This window comes from Flavobacterium sp. (genome assembly GCF_034111225.1).
GTDB lineage: Bacteria > Bacteroidota > Bacteroidia > Flavobacteriales > Flavobacteriaceae > Flavobacterium.
In genome coordinates this window covers 324,759-351,225 of record NZ_JAWUXR010000006.1, presented here as the reverse complement: position 1 = coordinate 351,225, position 26,467 = coordinate 324,759, and the positions used below count along the sequence as shown (strand labels likewise).

The window sequence follows — 26,467 nt, the reverse complement described above, 5'->3', positions numbered from 1 at the left end:
AAGGGTTGGGCTGTTCGCCCATTAAAGTGGCACGCGAGCTGGGTTCAGAACGTCGTGAGACAGTTCGGTCTCTATCTACTGTGGGCGCAAGAAATTTGAGTGGATCTGATTCTAGTACGAGAGGACCGAATTGGACAAACCGCTGGTGTATCTGTTGTTCCGCCAGGAGCACTGCAGAGTAGCTACGTTTGGAAGGGATAAGCGCTGAAAGCATATAAGCGCGAAACCCACCACAAGATGAGATTTCTTTTAAGGGTCCTAGGAGATGACTAGGTTGATAGGCTATAGATGTAAAGGCAGTAATGTCATAGTCAAGTAGTACTAATAACCCGTAAGCTTATGTACATTTTCCCCACACTTCGGTGTGGGGGAGAAACTTTCTATAAAAAATAAATTTTCTTATCTCAGTATGTTAAAGATATTATTCAATTGATACTTATTTACAAATAAGTAACGTTGAAAAAATTGTCCAAAGCAATTTTAACCTCTTAAGGTGGTTATTGCGGCGGGGCTCACCTCTTCCCATTCCGAACAGAGAAGTTAAGCCCGCTTGCGCAGATGGTACTGCATTTATGTGGGAGAGTATGACACCGCCTTTCTTTTAAAAACCCTGTTCTAACGAACAGGGTTTTTTGTTTTATATGGGTTTTGACAAAAAAACAAACAAAAAGGACGAACTAAACAGCTCGTCTTTTTTTATATTGTAAGGATTTTATAGAATTATTACTGTCTAGGTTTGTTTATACCCCTATCATAAAGCACAATACTCCCAGCAACGGAAACATTTAAACTTTTTTCTGACTTAAATTTTACTAAATAATGGCATTTTTCTATTGCTTTTTTAGACAAACCATGATCTTCTGCGCCTAATAAATAGACACAACGCCTTGGGTGTTCAAAAGTTTCTAAGTCAGTTGCGTTTTCATCTAGTTCTACGCCAACTAATCGTGCGCCTTTTGGTAAGTTTTTATAAAAATCTTCAAAGGATTCGTAATGAAAATAAGGTAATGATTTTACTGCATTATGTGTATCACAAGCTTGTTTAGCATATCTGTTTCCTATGGTGAAAATGTAACTAGCACCTAAATTTTGTGCAGAACGCCATAAAACACCTAAATTTTCTGGAGTTTTACCGTTTTGTATGCCAATACCGAAATACTCGGTTATAAAATTATCGTTCATGAGGCAAAAGTACTAAGTGTTATTAGTATTGTCAAGTTTTTTATTTGTCATTCCGAGGAACGAGGAATCTCATTAGAATAGCGAGTTTATATCTTTGTTACTCATGAGACTCTTCCTTGCGTCAGGGTGACAGATTACTTTATTAATTCTTGTATTAACGGATTGATTTTTTTATTTTCTTCTGGGCAGGAATTTCAAGCCCGTCATCACGTTTTTTATAAGCTAAATATATCTTTAATAATTTGTAAAACATCTATTTTGCCAATAAATCCCATAATACCTACATATAAGAAACCTATACCTCCAATATATCCTTTCATATCCGTACTAATCAAAGGAGAAGGTTTTTTATACGTATTATATATAAAATAAATTCCAATCAATGTAAATAATAAACTAACTAATATGTTCATTTTTTTAAAATGTAATTCAAAAAGCTAATTTATAATAATTTTTTGTCTCTTGCACTATTTCCTGTGAGGGATAGCAGTGACATCTTTTTATGAAATGCAAATGAAATAAAAGATATAGCGTATATCCCGACCGTAACGAAGTGGAGGACACAGCATAAAAAAAGTCCGACTTAAAAAATCGGACTTTATAATATTTATTTGCGTTTGGATTATTTTACTAATCCTCTTGAAATTACAATACGTTGGATTTCTGAAGTTCCTTCGTAAATTTGCGTAATTTTAGAATCACGCATCATTCTTTCTACATGGTATTCACTTACATATCCGTTTCCGCCGTGAATTTGTACTGCTTCATTTGCTACTTCTAAAGCAATTTCTGAAGCATATAATTTTGCCATTGCACCTGAATGCGCAATATCTTCTCCTAAATCTTTTTCGGCAGCAGCTTTGTGAATTAACAGTCTAGCACATGTAATTTTAACATGCATGTCTGCTAATTTAAAAGCAATTGCTTGATGTTGGAAAATTGGTTTTCCGAAAGTAACACGTTCTTGTGCATATTTTAAAGCTAATTCGTAAGAACCTTGAGCTATACCTAATGCTTGAGAAGCAATTCCAATTCGTCCACCATTTAATGTTGACATAGCGAAACTAAATCCGAAACCGTCAGGGCCAATTCTATTTTCTTTAGGAACTTTCACATCATTGAACATTAAAGTATGTGTATCAGAACCACGAATTCCCATTTTCTTTTCTTTAGGTCCAACTTCAAACCCAGGCATACCTTTTTCAACAATAAGAACATTAATTCCTTTGTGACCTTTTGCAGCATCAGTTTGTGCGATTACTAAATAAGTTGAAGCTGTGCCGCCATTTGTAATCCAGTTTTTTGTACCGTTTAATACATAATGGTCTCCTTTGTCAATTGCAGTAGTTCTTTGAGAGGTTGCATCTGAACCTGCTTCTGGTTCTGATAAACAAAACGCTCCAATAACTTCTCCTTTTGCAAGTGGTGTTAAATATTTTACTTTTTGCTCTTCTGAGCCATATTTTTCTAATCCAGCACAAACTAATGAATTATTAACCGACATGATTACTGCTGCAGAAGCATCGACTTTTGCAATTTCTTCCATCGCTAAAACATAGGAAACGCTATCTAAACCAGCTCCACCATATTTTGGATCAACCATCATTCCCATGAAACCTAAATCAGCCATCATCTTAACTTGTTCAGCAGGAAATTTTGAGTGTTCGTCTCTTTCTATTACTCCAGGTAATAATTCTGTTTGAGCAAAATCTTTAGCTGCTTGCTGAATCATTAATTGCTCTTCGGTTAATTTAAAATCCATAGTATATTAATAAGGTTTGTGTATTTTTATAAAGTTTCCAAATGTACTTATTTATTAGCAAATTTTCAATAGTAATTTGTAATTTTAACCCATGTTTAAAGATAGTTATCAGGTAATTGGAGTAATGTCGGGCACATCGTTAGATGGTGTAGATTTGGTTTATGTTACTTTAACATTTTCTAATGAATGGAATTTTACCATTCATTTTTCGGAAACAGTTCCCTATTCTCAATATTGGTTTGCCGTTTTGTCTAATGCTGTCCGCTCTTCAAATCAAGAACTTTTAGATTTAAATGAAGCTTATACTGAAGAATTGGCTCGAATAATTAATGCTTTTATTTCGAAAAATTCTATCACTAATATTGATGCTGTTTGCTCACATGGACATACTGTTTTGCATCAACCACAAAACGGATATACACTTCAAATTGGTAATCTTGAAAAGCTTTCTGCCTTATTGAAACAAAATGTAGTTTGTGATTTTAGAGTGCAAGATGTTTTGTTTGGGGGTCAAGGTGCGCCATTAGTGCCTATTGGTGATCGTTTATTATTTTCTCAATATGACTATTGTTTGAATCTAGGAGGATTTTCTAATATTTCATTTGAAGAAAATTCACAAAGAATTGCGTTTGATATTTCACCTGTAAATACGGTCATGAATTTATATGCAAATGAATTGGGTTTTACTTATGATGATAAAGGAAATTTAGCGAGAAGTGGAAATTTAAATCAAGATTTATTAGACGAATTAAATGCTTTGCCTTTTTATCAATTACCATATCCTAAATCACTAGGAATTGAATTTGTATATAGTACAATTCTCCCATTGCTTTCAAAATATAAAATTCCTGTAATAGATGTTTTACGAACATTTGTTGAGCATGTTGCTTTTCAAATAAGTAACTCTGTTTCTCGTAAAAACAGTTCGCTTTTAATCACAGGAGGAGGAGCTTATAATCATTTTCTAATTGAACGAATGCAATACTATTTAAAAGGAGTAAAAATTATTATTCCAGATAATATCACATTAGAATTTAAAGAAGCGCTTGTTTTTGCATTGTTAGGAGTCTTAAAATTGCGTAATGAAATTAATACATTAGCCTCTGTAACAGGAGCAAAATATGATCATAGCGCTGGAAAAGTTTTTTACTATAATTTATAATTAACTGAAAATCAGCAATTTTATACTTTACTCTTTTGAATACCATTAATTTAAATAAAGTGAATATATATAATTCATAAGATTATGTATATTTGTGAAACTCAATATAACCAACTAGAATGAAAGATTTATTAAAGAAATTTGAAAATAAAGAACCGGAAATAGTATTCAATTGGAAAGATCCTGAAACTGAGGCTGAAGGCTGGACAGTAATTAACTCCTTAAGAGGTGGTGCTGCAGGTGGTGGAACGAGAATGCGTAAAGGATTGGATATGAATGAAGTGCTTTCTTTAGCAAAAACTATGGAGGTTAAATTTTCTGTCTCTGGACCAGCAATTGGTGGAGCAAAATCAGGTATTAATTTCGACCCAAATGATCCTCGTAAAAAAGGTGTTTTGCAAAGATGGTATAAAGCAGTTTCGCCATTATTAAAAAATTACTACGGAACTGGTGGTGATTTAAATGTTGATGAAATTCATGAAGTAATTCCTATGACTGAGGATTGTGGTGTTTGGCATCCACAAGAAGGGGTTTTTACAGGGCACTTTCAACCAACAGAAGCTGATAAAATTAACAGAATCGGACAATTACGTCAAGGAGTAGTGAAAGTGATTGAAAATCCTAATTTTTCACCAGATGTAAACAGAAAATACACAGTAGCCGATATGATTACTGGTTATGGTGTTGCAGAAGCTGTTCGTCATTTCTATGATATTTATGGTGGAGATGTAAAAGGTAAAAAAGCTATCGTTCAAGGTTTTGGTAATGTTGGTTCTGCCGCAGCTTTTTATTTAGCTGAAATGGGAGCTAAAGTTGTTGGAATTATTGATAGAGACGGTGGTTTAATTAATGAAGACGGATTCTCATTCGAAGAGATTACTGATTTGTTTTTAAATAAAGATGGAAACAAATTAGTTGCTACTAATATGATTCCTTTTGATGAAATAAATGAAAAAATTTGGTCTATTGATGCTCAAATATTTGCACCATGTGCTGCTTCGAGATTAGTTCAAAAAAGTCAAATTGATAAAATGATTGCTTCAGGATTAGAAGTTATTTCATGTGGAGCGAACGTTCCTTTTGCTGACAAAGAAATTTTCTTTGGTTCAATCATGGAAGAAACAGACTCAAAAGTAAGTTTGATTCCTGACTTTATTTCTAACTGTGGAATGGCAAGAGTTTTTGCATATTTTATGGAGAAAAAAGTACAAATGACTGACGAATCAATTTTTTCTGATACTTCAAATATTATCAAATCGGCGATTCAAAAAACATATGATGCTAGTTCTGATAAAATGAACATAAGTGCACGTGCTTTCGAAATTGCACTAAAACAACTTATTAAATAATTAAAAAATGGAAATTCTATTAATCACAATATTTGTTCTTGGTTATGTTGCTATAGCTATGGAACACACTTTTAAAATAGACAAATTAATTCCTGCGTTAGGAATGATGGCTATTTTATGGGCTTTAATCGCTGTAAATCATTTAGAAGTTTTTGAAATTTTACCTGGAATTGGAAAAGAGAGTCATCATGTAGAAGGCGTTTTATTGCATCATTTAGGTAAAACGGCTGAAATTTTGTTTTTCTTAATGGGTGCCATGACAATTGTTGAAATTGTTGATTATTTCGATGGTTTTTCCACTATTAAATCATTTATTAAAACAAAAAGTAAAAGTAAATTACTTTGGTTATTTACGATTTTAGCTTTTGTACTTTCTGCTATTATTGATAACCTGACTGCTACTATTGTCTTAATTACAATTTTACAAAAAATCATAAAAGATAGAGATACGCGTCTTTGGTTTGCAGGTTTAATTGTTATTGCTGCAAATGCTGGTGGAGCTTGGTCTCCTATTGGAGATGTTACAACTACTATGCTTTGGATTGCAAATAAAGTTTCTGCTAGTGAGTTGATAAAACACGTTTTAATACCTTCTATTTTATGTTTCGTAGTTCCTACATTTATTGCTTCTCGTACGAAAATATTTAAAGGTTTTCTAGAAGCAGAAGTTTCTGAAGATAAACCAAAAGATAACTATAGTGCTATAATGTTTTATTTAGGGCTAGGTTCTATTTTGTTTGTACCAATATTTAAAACTATTACGCATTTACCTCCTTATGTAGGGATGATGTTGTCTTTAGCTATTGTTGCAGCTGTTGCAGAATTTTTAAGTAATAGAAAATTTTCAATGGGTGATGCAACTTCAGAGAATGTTCATCATAGTCCAATTCATAGATCACTTTCAAAAATTGAGATGCCAAGTATATTGTTTTTCTTAGGAATTTTAATGGCTGTTGCAGCTTTAGAATCTCTTGGGATGTTGTTCGATTTCGCAGGAACTTTAGAAGCTAATGTGCCTAATCTTGGTACAGAACATGCTTCTACAAAAATATCTGATTTAGTTGTTCTGTTATTAGGTGTTGGTTCGGCAATAATTGATAACGTACCATTAGTTGCGGCAAGTATTGGAATGTTTCAAATAGGTTTAGATGAGCCAGCATGGCATTTTATTGCATACTCTGCCGGTACTGGAGGTAGTATCTTAATTATTGGATCTGCAGCAGGTGTTGTTGCAATGGGGATGGAGAAAATTGATTTCATGTGGTATTTAAAAAATATCGGGTGGTTAGCACTTGTTGGATTTTTATCAGGAAGTGTAGGTTTTATTATTTTAAGAGATTTTTTATTAAATGCAGGGCATTAGAGTAACAATTTTTTCGTTTTTCATTCGTTATATAATAAAATTAAAATATGAGTTTATTTCTTCAAGCAGATAGTTTAGCGGTTGCTAGCCAAGTTTTAACAGAAGACGCACAACCAGTTGAACAAACTTTATCTATTTGGTCATTGCTTACCAGTGGTGGAGCAGGTGGAATTTCAATAATGATTGTTTTGTTCTTGCTTTTATTTATGGCCTTGTTTCTTTATTTTGAACGAATTATGGCTATTAATAAAGCGAGTAAAATTGATGCTAGTTTTATGAATAATATTAAGTTGCATATTACTTCTGGTAAAATTGATTCTGCCAAAATGCTATGTGCACAAACTAATTCACCAGTTGCTCGTTTAATTGAAAAAGGAATTTCACGTATTGGGAAACCTCTTGAAGACATTAATACAGCAATTGAAAATGCAGGTAATCTTGAATTGTATAAATTAGAAAAAAACACAAGTATGTTGGCTACTATTTCTGGAGCCGGACCAATGATTGGTTTCTTAGGAACTGTAGTTGGTATGATTCTTGCTTTTCATAAAATGGCTAGCGGTGGAGGACAAATTGAAGTTGGTGCTCTTGCTGAAGGTATCTATACTGCTATGACTACAACTGTTGTTGGTCTTGTAGTTGGTATTATAGCTTTCATGGGTTATAATCATTTAGTTGTTAAAACAAATAAGATTGTTAACCAAATGGAAGCAAATGTTGTTGATTTTCTAGATTTATTAAACGAACCAGTATAATATGAAGTTAGGTAAAAATAAAAATAAAGTATCTACAGAATTTAATATGTCGTCTATGACGGATATTGTATTCTTATTACTGATATTTTTCATGATAACCTCTACGATGGTTACGACTAATGCTTTGGATTTGGTATTGCCTAAAGGGAAAGGTAAAACGGATAGTAATAAAAGTTTGACTGTTAATATTACGAATGATTTAAAGTTCTATTTAGATAAAAACGAAATAGCTAAAGCGGAATTAGAAAGTCAATTGTTAGCAATATTACCTACAACAGAAGATAAAAACAGAGCTATTATATTGCGTGCTGAAGAAGATGTTCCATATAAAGATGTAATTTATGTAATGGATATAGCTAATCGAAATCATATTAAAATGGTTGCGGCTGTAAATCCAAAATAATTTACATTTCGCATAATTAAATAATAGAAATAATGAACTTTTTAGAAACTCCAGAAGAAAAAAAATCATTTACTATTACAAGTATATTATTTGTAATACTATTTCTATTGTTCGCATTTTTGGGTCTTACTTATATGGATCCACCTCCAGAAAACGGTATTGCCGTTAATTTTGGAACAAGCGATGTAGGACAAGGAGAAATTCAACCTACAGAAGCGATACAATCTGCCCCACAACAGCAGCAAGCACAACCGGAAACAACACAAGACGAAGAGATTTTAACTAGCGATAATGATTCACCTGTTGTTATTGAACCTAAAAAAGAAACGCCAAAACCAAAAAAACCTACAGAAACTAAACCTAAGGTAGAGCCTACACCAAAACCTTCTCAAGAGACCAATAGTGCGTTGAGTAGTATTTTAAATGGGCCAAAATCGGACGGAACAGCACAAGGCGGACATGGTAATGATGGAGTAGCTGGCGATAAAGGTGATCCGAATGGAAGTATTTATGCCAATAGTTTTTACGGAAGTGGTTCTGGAAACGGAAGCGGTTCTGGAAACGGAACAGGTTGGGGTTTAGCAGGAAGAAAATTAGCGGGCAATACTAAAAAAGTACAAGATTGTAATGAATCAGGTACTGTTGTGGTTAAAATTTGGGTAAACCGAAGCGGAAATGTTATTAAAGCTGAAAGAACTCAAGGAACTACAAATACTAATCCTTGTTTGGTTAATCCTGCTCTAGAAACGGCTAAAACGTTTAAGTGGCAAGCTGATTCAAATGCTCCCGAAACTCAAATAGGTTTTGTTGTGGTTAATTTTAAACTTGGCGAATAATTTTTCAAATGACTTATAAAGAAACAACCGATTGGCTTTTTAGTCAACTTCCTATGTTTCAAAATCAAGGCGCTTCTGCCTATAAAAATAATTTGTCTAATATTATTTTATTAGATGATTATCTTAATAATCCTCACACGCAATTTAAAACAATTCATGTTGCAGGAACTAATGGAAAAGGTTCTACTTCTTCATTGTTAGCTTCTGTGTTGCAAGAGGCAGGTTATAAAGTGGGTTTATATACTTCACCTCATTTAAAAGATTACAGGGAGCGCATTCGTGTTAATGGAAATGTAATTTCCGAAGACTATGTGGTTGATTTTGTAAAAAAGCATAAATCTTTTTTTGAGGAATATCAATTGAGTTTTTTCGAAATGTCTGTTGGTTTAGCGTTTGATTATTTTGCTAATGTAAAAGTAGACGTTGCCATAATTGAAGTTGGTCTTGGTGGTAGATTAGATGCTACCAATATTATCACACCTTTGGTTTCTGTTATTACAAATATTGGTTTAGATCACACACAGTTTTTAGGGGATACTTTAGATAAAATTGCATTTGAAAAAGGCGGAATCATAAAAAAAAATATACCTGTTGTAATTGGCGAATATGTTACTGAAACTAAGTCTGTATTTGATGAATTGGCGAAAAAACAGAATTCAAAAATCATGTATGCGCAAGATGAATTTTTTGATGTTATTCCTTCTGCACTTTTAGGTGATTATCAAATCGCAAACAAAAAAACTGTTTTATCTACATTGAATTGTCTTACAGGGGACTTTGTTGTGTCAAATTCTGCTATTGAAAAAGGTTTTTTGAATGTGATATTAAATACCGGTTTATTAGGAAGGTGGCAAATTTTAAATAGCGCTCCTAAAGTAGTTTGTGATACTGCACATAATAGTCACGGTTTAAATATTGTTTTAAATCAAATTGAAAAAGAAAATTTCACCAATTTACATATCGTTTTAGGAGTGGTTAATGATAAGGATTTAGATTCTATTTTGCCTTTATTTCCTGAAAATGCGATTTATTATTTTTGCAAGCCAAATGTTTCTCGTGGACTTGATGTAGAAATTTTAAGGATGAAAGCACTTCAATATAATCTTCTTGGAGAAGTATATTCTTCTGTAAGAGATGCTTATGATGGTGCGTTTTCTTCAGCTGATCAATCGGATTTCATATACATAGGCGGTAGTACTTTTGTTGTAGCCGAAATTATTTAAAAAATTTTAAAAATTGTTTGGAAATACTAATTTCTAGTGTATATTTGCACTCGCAATACGGAATTAGTATTGTGTTTTATTGGGGCGATTAGCTCAGCTGGTTCAGAGCACCTCGTTTACACCGAGGGGGTCGGGGGTTCGAACCCCTCATCGCCCACAAACAAAAAAAGCACTTCAATTGAAGTGCTTTTTTTTGTTTTATATAATTTCCAAGACTCTTTCAAGTGCCATTCCTCTTGATCCTTTTATTAAAAGAAAACTATTTTTTAAATTGTTTTCTTTTAAATAATTTGAAAGCTCTTCAAAGTTCTGATGAAAATGTATATGCGAATAGTTTTCTTTATTAGAATAGAAATCCTTCCCAACAAAGTGTGAAGTTATGTTCTCCTCATTCTTTAATAAGTTTATAATGCTTCGATGTTCAGTTAGGCTTTCATGTCCTAATTCAAACATGTCTCCTAAAATGACAACTTTTGATGGCTTGTCGATTTGTATAAAATTAGTTATTGCTGCTGCCATACTACTTGGATTTGCATTGTAGGCATCTAATATAATTTTATTACTGTTTTTATCAATTAATTGTGATCTGTTGTTCGTAGGTATGTAGTTTTCAATTGCGCTTTTGATGATTGAATCTTCAATTTTAAAATACTTTGCAATAGTTATTGCAGCGTTAATGTTATTGGCGTTATAAGTTCCTATTAAATTTGAGGATATATTTGTATTATTAAATTCAACTTTAACCATAGGATTAGCTTCAATTGACTTAATATATACGTTAGTATTGATGTTGGTGTTAGAAAAAGTAAAACGTTTTATGTTTTCTGTCTTTTTTTCTTGTAATGAGTCATCTAAATTCACAATAGCAATTTGATTGTTCTCTTTTAAATAATTGTACAGCTCGCTTTTCCCTTTTATTATTCCTTCTACGCCACCAAAGCCTTCTAGATGTGCTTTTCCAAAATTTGTTATATAGCCAAAATTTGGTTCCGCGATTTGACATAGAAATTCAATCTCTTTTTGATGATTTGCGCCCATTTCAACAATTCCTATTTCTGTTTCTTCATTGAATCTCAATAAAGTTAAGGGAACGCCTATGTGATTGTTTAAATTGCCTATTGTCGCTACAGTGTTAAATTTTGTTGAAAGTACTGCATTAATTAATTCCTTAGTAGTTGTTTTTCCGTTGCTTCCCGTTAGTCCAACAATTGGAGTTTTTAAAATTCTTCTATGGTAATTTGCTAGTTCTTGTAATGTGATTAATACATTGTCAACTAATATCGTTTTTTCTTTGATGTGATATTTTGGATTATCAATCACAACATATTTTGCACCTTTTTCTAATGCTTCTTTAGTAAAGCTATTTGCATCAAAATTATCGCCTTTAAGGGCAAAAAAAATGCTGTTTTGTTCAATTTTTCTAGTGTCAGTAGAAACTGCTGAGCATTCAAGAAATTTTATATATAAATTTTTCATTTTCATAAAGCGAATATACTAAAAAAGCCCTTTCAATTGAAAGGGCTTTTTTATAAAATTATGATTGTAAATTATTGTTTTGGATTTCCTCTTGGTGTCTTTTTGTTAGATTTTGGTCCAACTTTAGACATTGCGTTTCTAAATCCAATATAATCTGTTGCCATATCTTGTGGGAAATATCTACGAGATGCTGGATCTAACCAATATGCTCTATCTCTCCAAGATCCACCTTTATAAACTCTAACATTATCGTTAACTAAAGTTGTTCTGTCATTAGATTTGTCATGTTTCTTAGTCATTTCGCCTAAACTATCTACTGAAATTGTATGTTTAGGAGATTCGTACATTCTAAATTGATCTTCTTTTCCATCTTCACCTTCTTCAGATGAACCAAAATCAAAACGTCTAGTTGAAGCTCTATCACCATCTCTGTAATTTTTATTGTCAGAAGTAGAGAATTGAGTTCTTAAGTATGTTTCGTTATCGTCAACAGGAACTTGAGCAATTTGACCTGGGAAGTTTCTAGCAACAATTTTACCATTACTTAATGTGTCATAAGCAATATTGTCAGTAGTTACAATTTCGACTGTCCCGTCTTCACCAATTTTATTTTTCATGTAAACGTTACCTCTAAAGTAATTGAAGTCGTTTGCTTCGTCGTCAACCATAGGTCTGTAAACATCAGCAACCCATTCAGCAACATTTCCAGCCATGTCATAAAGACCAAAATCATTTGGAGGGTAGCTTTTTACTTTATTAGTAATGTCGGCTCCGTCATCTGACCATCCAGCAATTCCGCCGTAATCACCTTTTCCTTGTTTGAAATTGGCTAATTGGTCTCCTCTATATTGTCTGTCTCCAGAACGAGTATATTGACCGTTCCAAGGATATTTCTTTTGTCCTTTGTAAATATTGTATTCTCTGTTTCCTACTAGAGCTACAGCTGCATATTCCCATTCTGCTTCTGTTGGTAATCTGAATTCAGGTAATATTAAACCAGAATTTCTTTGAGCGTACACATTTTTTGCAGTATCTGCAACTTCTTGTCTTCCGCTTTTGTTTAATTCTTTTTTAAGTACTACGTCTTCTTTACCACCGAAAGTTTGAGTTGGAGCTGCTAAGTAAGTTTCTGTACTGAATGAAGTTTCAGCAGTAACGTCTTTTACTTTTGCGTTCTTTTTTAAATACCCTTCTCTTTCAAGAATGTTTTCATTTACACGGTCAGTTCTCCATTTACTAAACTCGGTAGCTTGAATCCAATTAACACCAACTACTGGATATTCTGCATATGCAGGATGTCTCAAATAGTTATTTGTCATTGTTTCATTATAGCCTAAACGATTTCTCCATACTAATGTATCAGGAATTGCTCCAGTATATATGTGTTTGTAATTTTCATCTTCTGGAGGAAAAACTGTTTTTAACCAAAATAAGTATTCAGTATACATAATGTTAGTAACTTCAGTTTCGTCCATAAAAAACGACTGTACATGTTGTTGGTTTGGAGTATTATTCCAATCATGCATAGGGTCATCCTGTACTTTACCCATTGTGAAAGTTCCACCTTCAACAGGAATCATTCCCGGAGGAGTTTCTTGTTGTTTAAACTTTGAGTTGTACTGGAAACCACCTTCTTTGTCGTTGATTTTCCAACCCGTTGCTTTTGAACCGCCTTTTGTTCCAGAGCTCTTACTACAGCTAGTAAAACCTATTGCTACTGACAAGGCCAATATCAATTTTAAAGTCATAATTTTCTTAATTTTCATACTTTAGTAGGTAATAATTTTAGTCTCGCAAGATAATAATTATGTATTAACTTGCAACATGTTTTTGAAAAAATATTAAATATTTGTTAATCTAACTCTTTTATAACGTATTAGCTTTTTTTTTATTGTATAAATTTAGATTTAATGAATTATTTTTTTCTCTTTGTAATATATATACCAAAATTACGTTTTTTTAAGATGAGAAAGAATTTTATTTACTTTATGTTATTTCTTTTTGGAGTTGTTCATTCCCAAAATGAATCTCGGGTTTCTTTGACTTGGAGGGAATCAACGCAGTATTTGAGTGAAGATGTCTTTTTTAAATTCCCTCAATTTAATGATATTTATTTTGATTTAAATATTCCTAATAAGACAATTGGTTTTAAATACTCTTTTAAAAGTCTTGGTATTATTGATAATTCTTCTTTAAGGATAACTAATATAAAGTTTGAGACTATTCAACCGGAATATTTAAAAAATTTGGATATTTCTAAAATCCCTAATAAAATAGAGTACTCTATTGAATCTGTAAAAGCTAAAGAAGAATTTTATTCTTTATTGAAGTTGTCTCCTATAGTTAATGAAAATGGTGTTCTAAAAAAAGTTATTTCTTTTCAATTTAATTATTCTTATGATAATTATGCTAGATCGGCTTCAGTGAATAGAATTATTGCTAATTCAGTTTTAAGTTCTGGAACATGGCATCGTTTTTATGTTGAACAATCGGGTGTTTATAAATTATCTAAAACTTTTTTACAATCTTTAGGCGTTAATGTTTCGGGAGATCCTAGGAATATTAAAATATATGGGAACGGTGGAAGAATGTTGCCTTTGTTGAATAGTACATTTTATCCAAATGATTTAATCGAAAATGCAATTAAATTTATTGGCGAAGATGATGGCGTTTTTAATGACTCTGATTACATTCTTTTTTATGCCGAAGGTATTGATACGTGGAATACTGAGAGTTTAACAAGTGTGAATTTATATTCGGATAAATCTTATTTTTATGTCACGACATCTTCGGGAATAGGTAAAAGAATTATTTCTGCGGTTGAACCTTTAGCTTCTCCGAGTTTTACTTTTACTAATTATAATGATGTTATAACTTACGAAAGAGATTTGGTTAATGCAGGTAAAGTTGGTAGAAGGTGGTTTGGTGAGCAATTTAATTTCAATAACAATCAGAGTTTTGATTTTTCAATTCCTAATTTAGATGTTTCATCTTCAATTGGTTTGAAAATTAATTTTGCTTCAAAGTCTTTTGGGGCTTCTTCTTTTGATGTAAAAGCAAACAATCAAACAGTAGGTAGTGTTACTTTTCCTGTATTAGTTGCGTTTAGTGGAGTTGAAGGTTATGAAAATGTTTTAAATGCTACTTTTAATTCTTCTTTAACAACTGTTAATATCGATTTAACCTATAATAATGGAGGAGTTCCTTCTTCAAATGGTTATTTAGATTTCATTAGATTAACCTCTGTTAGAAATTTAAATGGTTTTGGAAAACAATTTCCTTTTTTCAATAACCAAGAATCGTCTAATATTGGGGTAGGCCAATATAGTTTTATAAATGCAACACAAATTAGTGAAGTTTGGGATGTGACAGATCGTTTTAATGTTCTAAACTATGTAAATTCATCTGGAGTAAGTTTTAGCTTTAAAACAAATTTGGGAAGTGTGAAAAAATATATTGCTGTTGATCTCTCAGATATTTATACACCTTTAAGAGAGTCAAATGCAGTTGTTTCTAATCAAAATTTAAAAGGAACAATTTTTCTTAATAACTCTGGAGTTTTTGAGGATATAGATTATCTAATTATTACTCCAAATAATTTGATGACTTCTGCAGAAAGGTTAGCTAGTTTTCATAGAACAAATTCTGGTTTAAAAGTGAAAGTGGTTTCTACTGAAAGTATTTATCAAGAATTTAGCTCAGGTAAACAAGATGTTGCAGCAATTAGAAACTTTATTAAATATGTTTACCAAAATGCTTCAATTTCCACAAATAGAGTTAAGTATGTAAATTTATTTGGAGATGCTTCATATGATTATAAGAACAGGTTGTTTAGTAATACGAATATAGTACCGGTTTTTCATGGTTTTAATCCTTCGGCAAGTGAAGTCAATAATATTTCTAATTTTTCATTGTATTTGTCATTCATGTCGGATGATTTTTATGGATTAATGGATGATTCAGAAGGCCCTATGATTGGTGGAATGGATGGAATAGATATTGCTGTTGGACGAATGTTGGTTTCTTCCGTGCAACAAGCAAATGAAATGGTTGATAAGGTTCTTGAATATCATGATGAAAAATCATTTGGAAGGTGGAGAAATAATTACGTCATATATTCTGATGATGCTGATAACCAAACGGATGCAACTCTTCAATTTGGTTTAGATGACTTGGCAAATACATTAGTCGATCAAAAACCATTCGTAAATGTGAAAAAAATACATACGGATGCCTATATTCAGCAAGTTGCTGCAGGAGGTGAAAGATATCCCGAAGCCAAAGATGATTTTTTAGATAATATAGAGTTAGGGGCTTTGGTTTTCAATTATTTTGGGCATGGTAATGAAGAGTCTTTAGGGCGTGAACGATTATTTGAAAAAATTGATGCGCAAAATTTAACCAATAAATATAGGTATCCGTTATTTATAACAATAACATGCGAGTTTACTAGGTTTGATGATCCAAATAGATTTACTGGTGGAGAATATATGTATTGGAATAAGAACGGAGGAGCAATTAGCTTAATCGCTACAACAAGGCAAATAGGGGTTACTACTGGTTTTACTATGAATAATATTTTTAGTCAAGAATTATATGCTTTTGGTTCTAATGATTATCCTACTGTTTCAGAAGCATTAAGGTTGACAAAATTGAGTACGGGTTCTGATAATAGAAGAGTTGTTTTTTATATTGGAGACCCTGCTTTAAAGCTTGCGATTCCAAAGCCTAAGGTTGTTTTGACAAAGGTTAATGATGTAGACGTAAGTTTGCCAAATGACACATTTAGTGCTTTAAGTTTGATGAAAGTTTCAGGTGAAGTTGTAGATGAATTTGATAATTTAATTTCAGATTATAACGGTGACTTAGCTGTGCAGATCTTTGATAAAGACATCAATCGAAGTACTCTTGGTAATAATGGGACTACAAACAGTTCAGGTACTTTGATTATTATGAATTTTAGAACATTAGGGGAGACAATTTTTAGAGGTAATGCATCAGTGGTTAACGGTAAGTTTGATTTAAGTTTTGTAGTTCCTCAAGATATAAGAATTCCTATTGGAACTGGTAAAATTAGTTTTTATTCTAAAAGAAGTAGTCCAGTATTAGAAAATCAAACGGGGCATAATACAGATATACAAATCGGAGGTGTTAATACAAGTGCGCCTGGCGATACAACTCCTCCTACAGTGAGGTTGTATATGAATGACGAAAGCTTTGCTTCAGGCGGAATTACCAATTGCTCGCCTTATTTATTGGCTTTTTTAGAGGATGAAAACGGAATAAATACAGCAAGTGGAATTGGTCATGATATAGTTGCAATTTTAGATGGCGATGAGTCAAATCCTTATGTTTTAAATGATTATTACGAAACGGAAAATGATGATTATACAAAAGGGAAAGTTCGGTTTCCATTTAGAGATTTAGAATCTGGGATGCATACCATTCTTTTTAAAGCTTGGGACGTCTATAATAACTTAATAACACAAGAAATTCAATTCAATGCCGTTTGTAATGAAGATGGATTGAGAATTGAAAGAGTTTTAAATTACCCAAATCCATTTGTAAGTTATACAGAGTTTTGGTTTTCTCATAATATGCCATTTGAGTTACTAGATGTTCAGGTACAAATCTTAACCATTACAGGGAAATTAGTAAAAACAATAAATCAACAAGTTGTAACAGATGGTTTTTTGTGTAGAGAAATCACTTGGGATGGTAAAGATGATTTTGGAGATAGAATAGGAAAAGGAGTATATGTTTATAAATTAACTGTACGTTCAACAACTACAGGTAAAAAAACAGAAAAAATAGAGAAACTTGTAATCCTATAATAAAACATTATATTTGTTCAATTAAATTAAAAAAATAAATGAAAAAAATTGCGCTTTTCTTAACCTTAATTTTAGCTATTCAAAGTATATCAGCACAAGATGATAATAGAGTAATTACTACAGGAGTTCCTTTTCTGCTTATTGCGGCTGACGCAAGATCAGCAGCTATGGGAGATATGGGTGTTGCAACTTCGGCAGATGTCTATTCTCAACAACATAATCCTGCTAAATATGCTTTCTCAATTGATAAGCAAGGTTTTTCATTAAGTTATACTCCTTATTTAACAAGTATTGCTAACGATATTTCTTTAGGGCAAGTGACTTATTATAATAGAATAAATGAAAGAAGTGCATTTGCAACATCTTTCCGTTATTTTGGACTAGGTGATATTGAGCTTAGACAAACAGGTGACCCTAATGAGGTGCCTAGAGTTGTGAATCCAAATGAATTGGCATTGGATGGATCGTACTCTTTAAAATTGAGTGAGAAATTTGCAATGGGAATTGGAGCTAGATTTGTAAGGTCAAATTTAAAAATTAATGACGGTACAAATGATGCATCTGCGGCTACAACTTTTGCTGTTGATATTGCTGGATTTTATCAATCTGAAGAAATTGCTTATGCTGATTTTAATGGTCGATGGAGAGCAGGATTTAACTTGCAAAATATGGGCCCGAAAATAAGTTATGATAATGATGACTTGAATGACAATTTTATGCCAGCAAACCTTCGTTTAGGTGTTGGCTTTGATTTTATTTTTGATGAGTACAATAAGATTACTGTAACAGGTGAAACTACTAAGTTATTGGTTCCAACACCTCCGAAAGTAGGAGATGAAGATAATAGTGGTACAATTGATAATACCGATTATACAATTGCTAATAATGAATATAGAAAAATTGGATGGGTAAGCGGTATCTTCCAGTCGTTTGGAGATGCTCCAGATGGTTTGAGTGAAGAATTTAAAGAGTTTACTTATGCTTTGGGAGCAGAATATTGGTATCAAGATTCATTTGCTTTAAGAACAGGTTATTTTCATGAGAGTGAAGTGAAAGGAGCTAGAAGGTTTTTTACACTTGGAGCTGGTTTTAAATATAATGTTGTAAAAATTGACGTTTCATATTTATTCTCTGCATCTAAAGTTAGAAATCCATTAGAAAACACATTGCGTTTCTCTCTAACATTTAATTTTGGAGATAAATACGATGAACTTTAAATAAAAATTTTAAATTTTAAATCATCCAAATTCTTGTTAAGAGAGTTTGGATTTTTTTTCCTATAATATGAAAGAAATAACAATAACCACTTCATTTGTTGAGTATGAAGATTTAAATGAGCTTGATTTATCTTCTCAAAAAATGATGCAATTAGCAATTGAGTCAAGAAAGAAAGCTTACGCGCCTTACTCTAAATTTACTGTTGGATGTGCAATTCTACTTGACAATGGAGAGATAGTTCAAGGGTCAAATCAGGAAAATGCAGCCTATCCATCTGGATTATGTGCTGAAAGAGTTGCTATATTTTATGCAGGTTCTAATTTCCCTTCAGCTAAAATTTTAAAATTATTCATTTCTGCATCACCAATTGATAGGGATTTAGATCAGCCAATTCCTCCATGTGGTTCATGCCGACAGTCCATTGCAGAATATGAAATCAAGCAAGATTGTGATATCGAAATATATTTTATGGGTGGTAAAGGGAAAATATATAAATCAAATTCTTTGAAGAATATTCTTCCATTTATGTTTGATAAAAAGTATTTGTAATTAATTGTTGTAAAAAACACAAAATTAATTTTTTCAATAAGGTTGTAAATAGTATTTTTGCTTTTGTAATATTTTGCGGCATGTATGTTGAAAAATGCGCAAAAGCATTCAATTTAATAAAAAAATAATGAAACCAATAACAAAAGAGGTTTACCTTAAGTGGTATGAGGATATGCAATTGTGGAGAAAGTTTGAAGACAAACTAGCTGCACTATATATTCAACAAAAAGTAAGAGGATTTCTTCATTTATATAATGGTCAAGAAGCTGTATTAGCAGGAGCTCTTCATGCTATGGACTTGACAAAGGATAAAATGATTACAGCTTACCGTAATCACGTTCAGCCAATTGGTATGGGTGTAGATCCAAGAAATGTAATGGCAGAATTATTAGGTAAAGTTACTGGTACTTCAAAAGGTATGGGTGGTTCAATGCATATATTCTCAAAGAAACATGGTTTTTATGGAGGACATGGAATTGTTGGAGCTCAAATTCCTGTTGGTGCAGGTATTGCTTTTGCAGACAAATATTTTGAAACAGGAGGAGTTACTTTAACTTATTTTGGGGATGGTGCCGCTCGTCAAGGTTCTTTACATGAAGCTTTTAATATGGCTATGTTATGGAAATTACCAGTTGTATTCATTGTAGAGAACAATGGTTATGCAATGGGAACTTCTGTAGAAAGAACAGCAAATCATACGGATATTTGGAAACTTGGTTTAGGTTATGAAATGCCTTGCGGACCTGTAGATGCGATGAACCCTGTAAAGGTTGCTGAAGCTATGCATGAAGCTATGGAAAGAGCTCGTCGTGGAGACGGTCCAACTTTCTTAGAAATGAAAACATATCGTTATAGAGGTCACTCAATGTCTGATGCTCAACTTTATAGAACTAAAGATGAAGTGGAAGAATATAAGAAAATTGACCCTATTACTCAGATTTTAGATATTATTAAAGAAAAAAATTACGCTTCAGAAGAAGAAATTGAAGAAATTAATAAAAGAGTTAAGGATTTAGTTGAAGAATGTGCAACATTCGCTGAAGAATCTGATTATCCAGATGTGCAACAACTTTATGATGTTGTATACGATCAAAAAGATTATCCATTCATCCCTCATAAATTATAAGCTATGGCAGAAATTATTACAATGCCACGTTTGAGCGATACAATGACTGAAGGAGTTGTAGCTACATGGCTTAAAAAAGTTGGAGATAAAATTTCAGAAGGAGATATTCTTGCTGAAATTGAAACTGATAAAGCAACAATGGAATTTGAATCTTTTCATGAAGGTATATTATTGCATATTGGAATTCAAGAAGGTGAAGCAGCACCAGTTGATTCTTTATTAGCAATTATCGGAAAAGAAGGAGAAGATATTTCTGCTTTATTAAATAGTGCTTCAGTTGTTGCTCCAAGTAATGAAGAAGAACCAAAACAAGATATTGTTTCAGAAAACACAAGTGTAGAAATCCCTGATGGAGTAATTGTAGTTACCATGCCAAGGCTAAGTGATACAATGACTGATGGAACTGTAGCTACTTGGTTGAAAAAAATAGGTGATGAAATTTCAGAAGGAGATATTCTTGCTGAAATTGAAACAGACAAAGCAACAATGGAATTTGAATCTTTTAATGCAGGTACATTATTGTATATTGGTGTTGAAGAAGGAAAAACAGCTCCTGTAGATTCTATTTTAGCAATTTTAGGACCAGCTGGAACTGATGTTTCTAGTATTGCAGCTAGTTATAAAGTTGGTGGTAATTCTAAAGATGCTCCAAAAGAAGTTGTTTCAGAAGCTTCAAAAGCCAATTCAAATACTGCTTCAAATACACCTGTAGTAGCAAATGATGGAGGAAGAATTTTAGCCTCTCCATTAGCTAAGAAAATTGCACAAGATAAAGGAATCAATTTAGCACAAGTTGCTGGTTCTGGAGAAAATGGAAGAATCGTAAAAAGCGATGTTGAAAACTTCACACCTTCTGTAGCTTCTTCAAATACTACTCAAGCGTTAAATCAAGCTACAAATTCTGTTGCTGCAGCGCAACCATTTGTTCCAGCTGGAGAAATGTTCCAAGAAGAGATTAAAAATTCTCAAATGCGTAAAACTATTGCGCGTCGTTTAGCAGAATCTAAATTTACAGCTCCTCATTACTATTTAACTATTGAGTTGGATATGGACAATGCAATGGCGTCTAGAGGAATGATTAATAATTTACCAGACACAAAGGTGTCTTATAACGATATGGTGATTAAAGCGTCTGCAATGGCGTTGAAGAAGCATCCACGAGTAAATTCTCAATGGAGAGAAGATGCTATGGTTATAAATCACCATGTAAATATTGGTGTTGCTGTTGCTGTTGAAGATGGCTTAATGGTCCCTGTTTTAAAATTCACAGACCAAATGAGTTTAACTCAAATTGGAACTTCTGTTAAAGATTTGGCAGGTAAAGCAAAATCTAAAAAAATTCAACCAGCTGAAATGGAAGGAAGTACTTTTACAATTTCTAATTTAGGAATGTTTGGTATTCAATCTTTTACTTCAATCATCAATCAACCAAATTCAGCAATTCTATCAGTTGGAGCAATTGTTGAAAAACCAGTGGTTAAAAACGGACAAATTGTTGTAGGTAATACAATGACAGTTACATTGGCTTGTGATCACAGAACAGTTGATGGTGCAACAGGAGCTCAATTCTTACAAACGTTTAAAGCGTTTATGGAAAATCCTGTAACTATGTTAGCATAAATAATAGTTAATATTTATATTTAAAATCCCAACATTTGTTGGGATTTTTTTATTTTTACAAAAACACATCTTATGAAAAAAATTTTATTTCTTGCTGCACTTCTAGTGCTTTCATGTAAAACAAATCAAGTAGTTAATAATACTAAAGAAGTAGGAGCTGTTTCAGTAATCAATTTTTCTAAACCAGAAAATGTTGCCAAAACTTTATCTTTTTTAGCTTCAGACGAATTAGAAGGCAGAGATTCAGGAAGTGAAGGAATTGAAAAAGCAAGTGTTTTTTTAGAGAATATGCTGAAAAAAAATGGGGTTAAACCTTATTTTAAAACCTATCGTGATACACTTTCAAATTTTGATAAAACTTCTTATAACATTGTAGGTTATATGGAAGGAACTGATGAAAAAATGAAAAATGAATTTGTAATCATTGGCGCACATTATGATCATATTGGTAAAATAAGTGCTGTTAATGGAGATGAAATTGCAAATGGGGCAAACGATAATGCTTCTGGTACAACTGCAGTTACTGAAGTTATGAAGTATTTTGCTCAAAACAAGAATAATAAAAGAAGTTTGTTATTTGTGTTTTTCTCAGCCGAAGAAAAAGGATTGTTAGGTTCAAAACATTTAGCTAAGAAATTAAAAGAACAGAATATGGATTTGTATTTTATGTTTAACTTTGAAATGATTGGAGTTAAAATGAATAGAGACGATATGCTTTTGTACTTAACAGGATTTGGCAGAAGTAATATGGCTCAAAAAATGAATGAATATGCAGGTGAAAAATTAATAGGATACATACCTGCTGAAACGCAATATCAATTGTTTAGAGCTTCAGACAATTATCCTTTTTATAATGAATTTGAAGTGCCAGCACAAACAGTTTCGACTTTCGACTTTGAAAATTTTGAATTTTACCATAAACCAGATGATGAATTTGAGTTAATGGATACAACTCACATGGCAAACGTGGTAAATAAAATGATTACTGTTTTAGAAAAGATGATGAATGCCGACACTAAAGAAATCCAATTGAAAAAATAATGAAAAACATAATCATAACAGGAACTTCCCGAGGAATAGGTTACGAATTAGCATTGCAATTTGCTAATGAAGGACATCAAGTTTTAGCGATTTCAAGAAAAACACCTTCAGAATTTATAACGCATCAAAACATTACATGTTTGTCAATAGACATGTCTGATAAAGAACAATTTGTTCAAGTAGAACAATTTTTAAATTCAACTTGGAAAAAAGTAGATGTACTTATCAATAATGCAGGAAGTTTATTAAATAAACCTTTTGGAGAAATTTCTTTTACAGATTTTGAAAACGTATATAAAGTAAATGTATTCGCAGTTGCCGAATTAACACGTATTTGTATTCCATTTATGCAAAAAGGTAGCCATGTGGTTACCATTAGTTCAATGGGTGGAATTCAAGGAAGTTCGAAATTCCCAGGTTTGGCAGCTTACTCTTCTAGTAAAGGAGCTGTAATTACACTTTCAGAGTTATTAGCGGAAGAATATAAAGAGCAAGGAATTGCTTTTAATGTTTTAGCTCTTGGTGCAGTAAATACCGAAATGCTACAAGAAGCTTTTCCAGGATATGAAGCACCAATTTCAGCAAAAGAAATGGCTAATTATATTCATTATTTTTCTTTAACCGGAAATAAATTTTATAACGGAAAAGTATTGCAGGTTTCATCAACTACCCCGTAAATATGAAAAATAGCATTTCATTTTTAATTCTTATTTTTTGGATAAATTTTTCATTTTCCCAAATGAAAGACACTGTTTTTGGTAAAGTAAAATCAGTTAAAGAGGAACTTGTTTTTATAAACGAACAAAAACAGAATTTAAAACTTTTTAGTACGGAAGGTGATTATGGACATAACGGTTTTTCTAGTAATGAATATACTAAAAATAGATTTTATACTTGGTGGTATAAAACACCATATGTTCATTATTTGAATTACTTTAAAGAGTTTAATGTTGATGGTCAGTCTTTAAAAGAAATATGGTACTTTAAAAACGGAGATACTGTTTGTGAATATGAATATAAGTACAATGAAAATAGAAATTTAATTCAAACAAAAAGAAATTGGAATATTGAAAGTTATTCAGTAGTTAATAAGAGTTATAATTATGAAAATAAATTAAAAGCTCAAATTAGTTTTTATTCCGATGATCCTGAGCAATTTAAATATGAATATTTAATTTATGACGATAGTCTTCGCATTAAAGAAATTAATTCTTATAATAATGATGGGGCTATATCAGGAATAAAAAATATTTATGACGATAATGGAAGAATAAAAATAAAAGTTGACAAGAATTATTGGGTTACTAATTATCTGAATAATTCTATTCTATCATATGGGATGACTGATTACGCGACTGATAAAACCAAAGAAGAATATTTTTATGATAAAAGAGGAAATGTAATAGAAATATTTCATTATTCAAAAAGTCCTAAAAATGAAAACGAAAATGAATTATCAGGTAAAACTAAAAATTTTTATTTAAAAAATGATTTAATTGAATATGTTGTAAAAACTAATTCTTCTGACACTATTAATTCTATTTACAAATATAAATATGATAAGGAAGGTCGAGTAATTGAAGAAATGATTACTTATCCTCATTATTTAAAGTCGGAAAAGCATACAATAATTTTAAATAAAAAGAATGTAAAATTAGTTGGTGTTTATTTTCCTGAAATAGATTTTAAAATAGCTAGAGTTGAAAATTATGTATATGATGAAAAAAACCTAATTGGGTTAATTTATCATGAAGATAATAAAAAAGTTGAATGTAAATTCGAATATACTTTTGATGATAAAAATAATTGGACAGAACAAGTAAAATATATTAACGGCGAAAAGTTATATGTTTGGAAAAGAAAAATAAATTATTATAAATAATTTGAGTAACGTTTTAGAAAAATACCTTCCTGAACACGCTGTTCAATCTTGTTTTGAATTAATCAAAGCAAACCATGTACATTTAAAAATTGTAAACGAGCGTGTAACACGTCATGGCGATTACAGGAAAGACGCACAAGGTTATCATTTAATTACGGTGAATGCAAACTTGAATAAATATCGTTTTTTAATGACATTAATTCATGAAATTGCACACTTAGTTGCTTTTGAAAAATACGGACGTTTTATTAAACCACATGGAAATGAATGGAAACTCACTTTTCAGAAATTGATGGTTCCTTTTATAAGGCCAGAGATATTTCCAAATCAATTGTTGCCATTATTAGCGCGTCATTTTAGAAACCCTAAAGCAAGTAGTGATACTGATGCTACATTATCTTTGGCTTTAAAACAATTTGATGAAGAAGAAAACGATAAAAACTATATCTTTGAGTTACCCTATGGAAGTCATTTTAGAATTCATAATGGTAGAATATTTAGAAAAATAGCACTTAGAGTAAAGCGATACGAGTGTTTAGAATTAAATACTGGAAAAGTGTTTCTGTTTCAGCCTAATGCTGAGGTAGAATTGCTGCCCAGTTAATTGCTTTGGAACTTTGAAATTATAAAAGATGAATAAAAATTATTACGCAATATTAATGGCTGGCGGAGTAGGTTCTCGTTTTTGGCCAGTAAGTACAACTGATTTTCCTAAACAATTTCACGATATGTTAGGAACAGGTGATACTTTAATTCAAAAAACATTCAGCAGATTATCACAAATAATCCCAAAAGAAAATATTCTTATCCTAACAAACGAACGTTATAATGATTTAGTTTTAGAACAGTTGCCAATGGTAAAACAAGAGCAAATTGTATTAGAGCCAGCAATGCGTAATACTGCTCCTTGTATTTTATATGCTTCTTTAAAAATAAAAAAACAAAATCCAGATGCTGTTGTTATAGTTGCACCAAGTGACCATTGGATTGAAGACGAAATGCAGTTTGTAGCAAATATTCAACGTTCGTTCGATTTTTGTGAAACACAAGAGTCATTAATGACATTAGGTATTGTGCCTACTTTTCCAAATACTGGTTACGGTTATATAGAATTTGATAAGTTAGACAGTAGACCTGTAAAAAAGGTTGTTCAATTTAGAGAAAAACCTGACTATCATACTGCAAAACAATTTATTCAAAGCCGTAATTATTTATGGAATGCAGGTATTTTTATTTGGAGTATTAAATCGGCCTTAGAAGCTTTTGAAAAATTCCAACCTAAAATGTTTAACCATTTTATGAATGGTTATGAATTATATAATTCAGATAAAGAGCGAGCTTTTATTGATGAGCAATACCCTTTAGCTGAGAATATTTCAATAGATTATGCCATTTTAGAAAAAGCTGAAAATGTATTTGTATTGCCAGCAACTTTTGATTGGAATGATTTGGGAACGTGGGGTTCATTATATGATAAGTTGCCAAAAGACCAAAATGAAAACGCTATTATAAATGCGAAAGTCTTACTGGAAAATGCTACGAATAACATAATTAGAACGGATGGAAAAAAAACGGTTGTAATTGACGGTTTAAACGATTATATTATTGTGGATAGAGATAATGTGTTAATGATATATCCCAAAAGTAAAGAACAAGATATTAAAAAGATTTCAACTAAATTATAAT

Annotated in this window: 22 protein-coding genes, 1 tRNA gene and 2 rRNA genes; 20 read left to right on the top strand and 5 right to left on the bottom strand. The window is 31.8% G+C overall.

The features are described from left to right. Positions 1-345: ribosomal RNA gene (locus UXY25_RS03745) — 23S ribosomal RNA — on the top strand; the annotation flags it as partial. A 144-nt stretch (positions 346-489) separates the two neighbouring features. Next, positions 490-599 (top strand): 5S ribosomal RNA (gene rrf / locus UXY25_RS03740). 124 nt (positions 600-723) lie between these two features. On the opposite strand, the gene UXY25_RS03735 is transcribed toward rrf, so the two are convergent. From UXY25_RS03735 to UXY25_RS03725, 3 genes are all read right to left on the bottom strand, one after another. Continuing rightward, positions 724-1,182 (bottom strand): RNA methyltransferase, encoded by a 459-nt coding sequence (locus UXY25_RS03735; protein ID WP_264559651.1) that lies wholly within the window; start codon positions 1,180-1,182, stop codon positions 724-726. Positions 1,183-1,397: 215 nt separating this feature from the next. After that, complete coding sequence (locus tag UXY25_RS03730; RefSeq protein ID WP_320814656.1) at positions 1,398-1,595, bottom strand: hypothetical protein; 198 nt, start codon at positions 1,593-1,595, stop codon at positions 1,398-1,400. Between the two features lie 209 nt (positions 1,596-1,804). Then, positions 1,805-2,944, bottom strand: coding sequence for an acyl-CoA dehydrogenase (locus tag UXY25_RS03725; protein WP_320814655.1), 1,140 nt, complete (start codon positions 2,942-2,944; stop codon positions 1,805-1,807). A 91-nt stretch (positions 2,945-3,035) separates the two neighbouring features. Here UXY25_RS03725 and UXY25_RS03720 point away from each other — a divergent pair, with 91 nt between their 5' ends. From UXY25_RS03720 to UXY25_RS03685, 8 genes are all read left to right on the top strand, one after another. Further along, the gene (locus tag UXY25_RS03720) at positions 3,036-4,106 is read left to right on the top strand and encodes an anhydro-N-acetylmuramic acid kinase (protein WP_320814654.1); all 1,071 of its coding nucleotides are present in this window, start codon (positions 3,036-3,038) and stop codon (positions 4,104-4,106) included. Between the two features lie 119 nt (positions 4,107-4,225). Beyond that, entirely contained in the window at positions 4,226-5,455 is a 1,230-nt protein-coding gene (locus tag UXY25_RS03715) for a Glu/Leu/Phe/Val dehydrogenase dimerization domain-containing protein (protein ID WP_320814653.1), read from the top strand. 7 nt (positions 5,456-5,462) lie between these two features. Continuing rightward, entirely contained in the window at positions 5,463-6,818 is a 1,356-nt protein-coding gene (nhaD, locus tag UXY25_RS03710) for a sodium:proton antiporter NhaD (RefSeq protein WP_320814652.1), read from the top strand. A gap of 47 nt (positions 6,819-6,865) precedes the next feature. Then, positions 6,866-7,573, top strand: coding sequence for a MotA/TolQ/ExbB proton channel family protein (locus UXY25_RS03705; protein WP_320814651.1), 708 nt, complete (start codon positions 6,866-6,868; stop codon positions 7,571-7,573). Position 7,574: 1 nt separating this feature from the next. After that, a complete protein-coding gene (locus UXY25_RS03700; RefSeq protein ID WP_320814650.1) occupies positions 7,575-7,976 on the top strand; it encodes a biopolymer transporter ExbD in 402 nt (133 codons plus the stop codon). A 32-nt stretch (positions 7,977-8,008) separates the two neighbouring features. Then, on the top strand, positions 8,009-8,812 hold the full coding sequence (locus UXY25_RS03695) for an energy transducer TonB (protein WP_320814649.1): 804 nt from the start codon (positions 8,009-8,011) through the stop codon (positions 8,810-8,812). Between the two features lie 8 nt (positions 8,813-8,820). Beyond that, positions 8,821-10,035 carry a folylpolyglutamate synthase/dihydrofolate synthase family protein gene (locus tag UXY25_RS03690; RefSeq protein WP_320814648.1) on the top strand — a complete coding sequence of 405 codons (1,215 nt, stop codon included), beginning with the start codon at positions 8,821-8,823 and terminating at the stop codon, positions 10,033-10,035. An 82-nt stretch (positions 10,036-10,117) separates the two neighbouring features. Further along, positions 10,118-10,192 (top strand) — tRNA-Val (locus UXY25_RS03685). A gap of 41 nt (positions 10,193-10,233) precedes the next feature. Here the strand turns inward: UXY25_RS03685 and UXY25_RS03680 are convergent. Together UXY25_RS03680 and gldJ are read right to left on the bottom strand one after the other, a co-directional pair. Continuing rightward, complete coding sequence (locus UXY25_RS03680; RefSeq protein WP_320814647.1) at positions 10,234-11,517, bottom strand: UDP-N-acetylmuramoyl-tripeptide--D-alanyl-D-alanine ligase; 1,284 nt, start codon at positions 11,515-11,517, stop codon at positions 10,234-10,236. Between the two features lie 65 nt (positions 11,518-11,582). After that, positions 11,583-13,277: a gliding motility lipoprotein GldJ gene (gene gldJ / locus UXY25_RS03675; protein WP_320814646.1), complete on the bottom strand. Its 1,695-nt coding sequence runs from the start codon at positions 13,275-13,277 to the stop codon at positions 11,583-11,585. A 198-nt stretch (positions 13,278-13,475) separates the two neighbouring features. Here gldJ and porU point away from each other — a divergent pair, with 198 nt between their 5' ends. The 10 genes from porU (at position 13,476) to UXY25_RS03625 (ending at position 26,466) form a co-directional block, all read left to right on the top strand. Continuing rightward, positions 13,476-17,345 carry a type IX secretion system sortase PorU gene (gene porU / locus UXY25_RS03670; RefSeq protein WP_320814645.1) on the top strand — a complete coding sequence of 1,290 codons (3,870 nt, stop codon included), beginning with the start codon at positions 13,476-13,478 and terminating at the stop codon, positions 17,343-17,345. A gap of 38 nt (positions 17,346-17,383) precedes the next feature. Next, complete coding sequence (gene porV / locus UXY25_RS03665; protein ID WP_320814644.1) at positions 17,384-18,562, top strand: type IX secretion system outer membrane channel protein PorV; 1,179 nt, start codon at positions 17,384-17,386, stop codon at positions 18,560-18,562. 67 nt (positions 18,563-18,629) lie between these two features. Next, positions 18,630-19,112, top strand: coding sequence for a cytidine deaminase (gene cdd, locus UXY25_RS03660; protein WP_320814643.1), 483 nt, complete (start codon positions 18,630-18,632; stop codon positions 19,110-19,112). A gap of 127 nt (positions 19,113-19,239) precedes the next feature. Continuing rightward, positions 19,240-20,238 (top strand): pyruvate dehydrogenase (acetyl-transferring) E1 component subunit alpha, encoded by a 999-nt coding sequence (gene pdhA / locus UXY25_RS03655; RefSeq protein ID WP_320814642.1) that lies wholly within the window; start codon positions 19,240-19,242, stop codon positions 20,236-20,238. Between the two features lie 3 nt (positions 20,239-20,241). Continuing rightward, complete coding sequence (locus tag UXY25_RS03650; protein WP_320814641.1) at positions 20,242-21,858, top strand: 2-oxo acid dehydrogenase subunit E2; 1,617 nt, start codon at positions 20,242-20,244, stop codon at positions 21,856-21,858. A 72-nt stretch (positions 21,859-21,930) separates the two neighbouring features. Beyond that, positions 21,931-22,899: a M28 family metallopeptidase gene (locus UXY25_RS03645; protein ID WP_320814640.1), complete on the top strand. Its 969-nt coding sequence runs from the start codon at positions 21,931-21,933 to the stop codon at positions 22,897-22,899. Further along, on the top strand, positions 22,899-23,576 hold the full coding sequence (locus tag UXY25_RS03640; RefSeq protein WP_320814639.1) for an SDR family oxidoreductase: 678 nt from the start codon (positions 22,899-22,901) through the stop codon (positions 23,574-23,576). The genes UXY25_RS03645 and UXY25_RS03640 overlap by 1 nt, the downstream gene beginning before the upstream one ends. A gap of 62 nt (positions 23,577-23,638) precedes the next feature. After that, positions 23,639-24,781, top strand: coding sequence for a hypothetical protein (locus UXY25_RS03635; RefSeq protein ID WP_320814638.1), 1,143 nt, complete (start codon positions 23,639-23,641; stop codon positions 24,779-24,781). A 1-nt stretch (position 24,782) separates the two neighbouring features. Then, the gene (locus UXY25_RS03630; RefSeq protein ID WP_320814637.1) at positions 24,783-25,385 is read left to right on the top strand and encodes a SprT-like domain-containing protein; all 603 of its coding nucleotides are present in this window, start codon (positions 24,783-24,785) and stop codon (positions 25,383-25,385) included. A gap of 28 nt (positions 25,386-25,413) precedes the next feature. Continuing rightward, positions 25,414-26,466 carry a mannose-1-phosphate guanylyltransferase gene (locus UXY25_RS03625; RefSeq protein ID WP_320814636.1) on the top strand — a complete coding sequence of 351 codons (1,053 nt, stop codon included), beginning with the start codon at positions 25,414-25,416 and terminating at the stop codon, positions 26,464-26,466. The last annotated feature ends 1 nt before the right edge of the window (position 26,467 follow it).

What these genes read in the sequence shown, in the direction of transcription:
- UXY25_RS03735 (WP_264559651.1), bottom strand. Translation starts at nt 1,182, where the DNA reads ATGAACGATAATTTTATAACCGAGTATTTCGGTATTGGCATACAAAAC.
- UXY25_RS03730 (WP_320814656.1), bottom strand. Translation starts at nt 1,595, where the DNA reads ATGAACATATTAGTTAGTTTATTATTTACATTGATTGGAATTTATTTT.
- UXY25_RS03725 (WP_320814655.1), bottom strand. Translation starts at nt 2,944, where the DNA reads ATGGATTTTAAATTAACCGAAGAGCAATTAATGATTCAGCAAGCAGCT.
- UXY25_RS03720 (WP_320814654.1), top strand. Translation starts at nt 3,036, where the DNA reads ATGTTTAAAGATAGTTATCAGGTAATTGGAGTAATGTCGGGCACATCG.
- UXY25_RS03715 (WP_320814653.1), top strand. Translation starts at nt 4,226, where the DNA reads ATGAAAGATTTATTAAAGAAATTTGAAAATAAAGAACCGGAAATAGTA.
- nhaD (WP_320814652.1), top strand. Translation starts at nt 5,463, where the DNA reads ATGGAAATTCTATTAATCACAATATTTGTTCTTGGTTATGTTGCTATA.
- UXY25_RS03705 (WP_320814651.1), top strand. Translation starts at nt 6,866, where the DNA reads ATGAGTTTATTTCTTCAAGCAGATAGTTTAGCGGTTGCTAGCCAAGTT.
- UXY25_RS03700 (WP_320814650.1), top strand. Translation starts at nt 7,575, where the DNA reads ATGAAGTTAGGTAAAAATAAAAATAAAGTATCTACAGAATTTAATATG.
- UXY25_RS03695 (WP_320814649.1), top strand. Translation starts at nt 8,009, where the DNA reads ATGAACTTTTTAGAAACTCCAGAAGAAAAAAAATCATTTACTATTACA.
- UXY25_RS03690 (WP_320814648.1), top strand. Translation starts at nt 8,821, where the DNA reads ATGACTTATAAAGAAACAACCGATTGGCTTTTTAGTCAACTTCCTATG.
- UXY25_RS03680 (WP_320814647.1), bottom strand. Translation starts at nt 11,517, where the DNA reads ATGAAAATGAAAAATTTATATATAAAATTTCTTGAATGCTCAGCAGTT.
- gldJ (WP_320814646.1), bottom strand. Translation starts at nt 13,277, where the DNA reads ATGAAAATTAAGAAAATTATGACTTTAAAATTGATATTGGCCTTGTCA.
- porU (WP_320814645.1), top strand. Translation starts at nt 13,476, where the DNA reads ATGAGAAAGAATTTTATTTACTTTATGTTATTTCTTTTTGGAGTTGTT.
- porV (WP_320814644.1), top strand. Translation starts at nt 17,384, where the DNA reads ATGAAAAAAATTGCGCTTTTCTTAACCTTAATTTTAGCTATTCAAAGT.
- cdd (WP_320814643.1), top strand. Translation starts at nt 18,630, where the DNA reads ATGAAAGAAATAACAATAACCACTTCATTTGTTGAGTATGAAGATTTA.
- pdhA (WP_320814642.1), top strand. Translation starts at nt 19,240, where the DNA reads ATGAAACCAATAACAAAAGAGGTTTACCTTAAGTGGTATGAGGATATG.
- UXY25_RS03650 (WP_320814641.1), top strand. Translation starts at nt 20,242, where the DNA reads ATGGCAGAAATTATTACAATGCCACGTTTGAGCGATACAATGACTGAA.
- UXY25_RS03645 (WP_320814640.1), top strand. Translation starts at nt 21,931, where the DNA reads ATGAAAAAAATTTTATTTCTTGCTGCACTTCTAGTGCTTTCATGTAAA.
- UXY25_RS03640 (WP_320814639.1), top strand. Translation starts at nt 22,899, where the DNA reads ATGAAAAACATAATCATAACAGGAACTTCCCGAGGAATAGGTTACGAA.
- UXY25_RS03635 (WP_320814638.1), top strand. Translation starts at nt 23,639, where the DNA reads ATGAAAGACACTGTTTTTGGTAAAGTAAAATCAGTTAAAGAGGAACTT.
- UXY25_RS03625 (WP_320814636.1), top strand. Translation starts at nt 25,414, where the DNA reads ATGAATAAAAATTATTACGCAATATTAATGGCTGGCGGAGTAGGTTCT.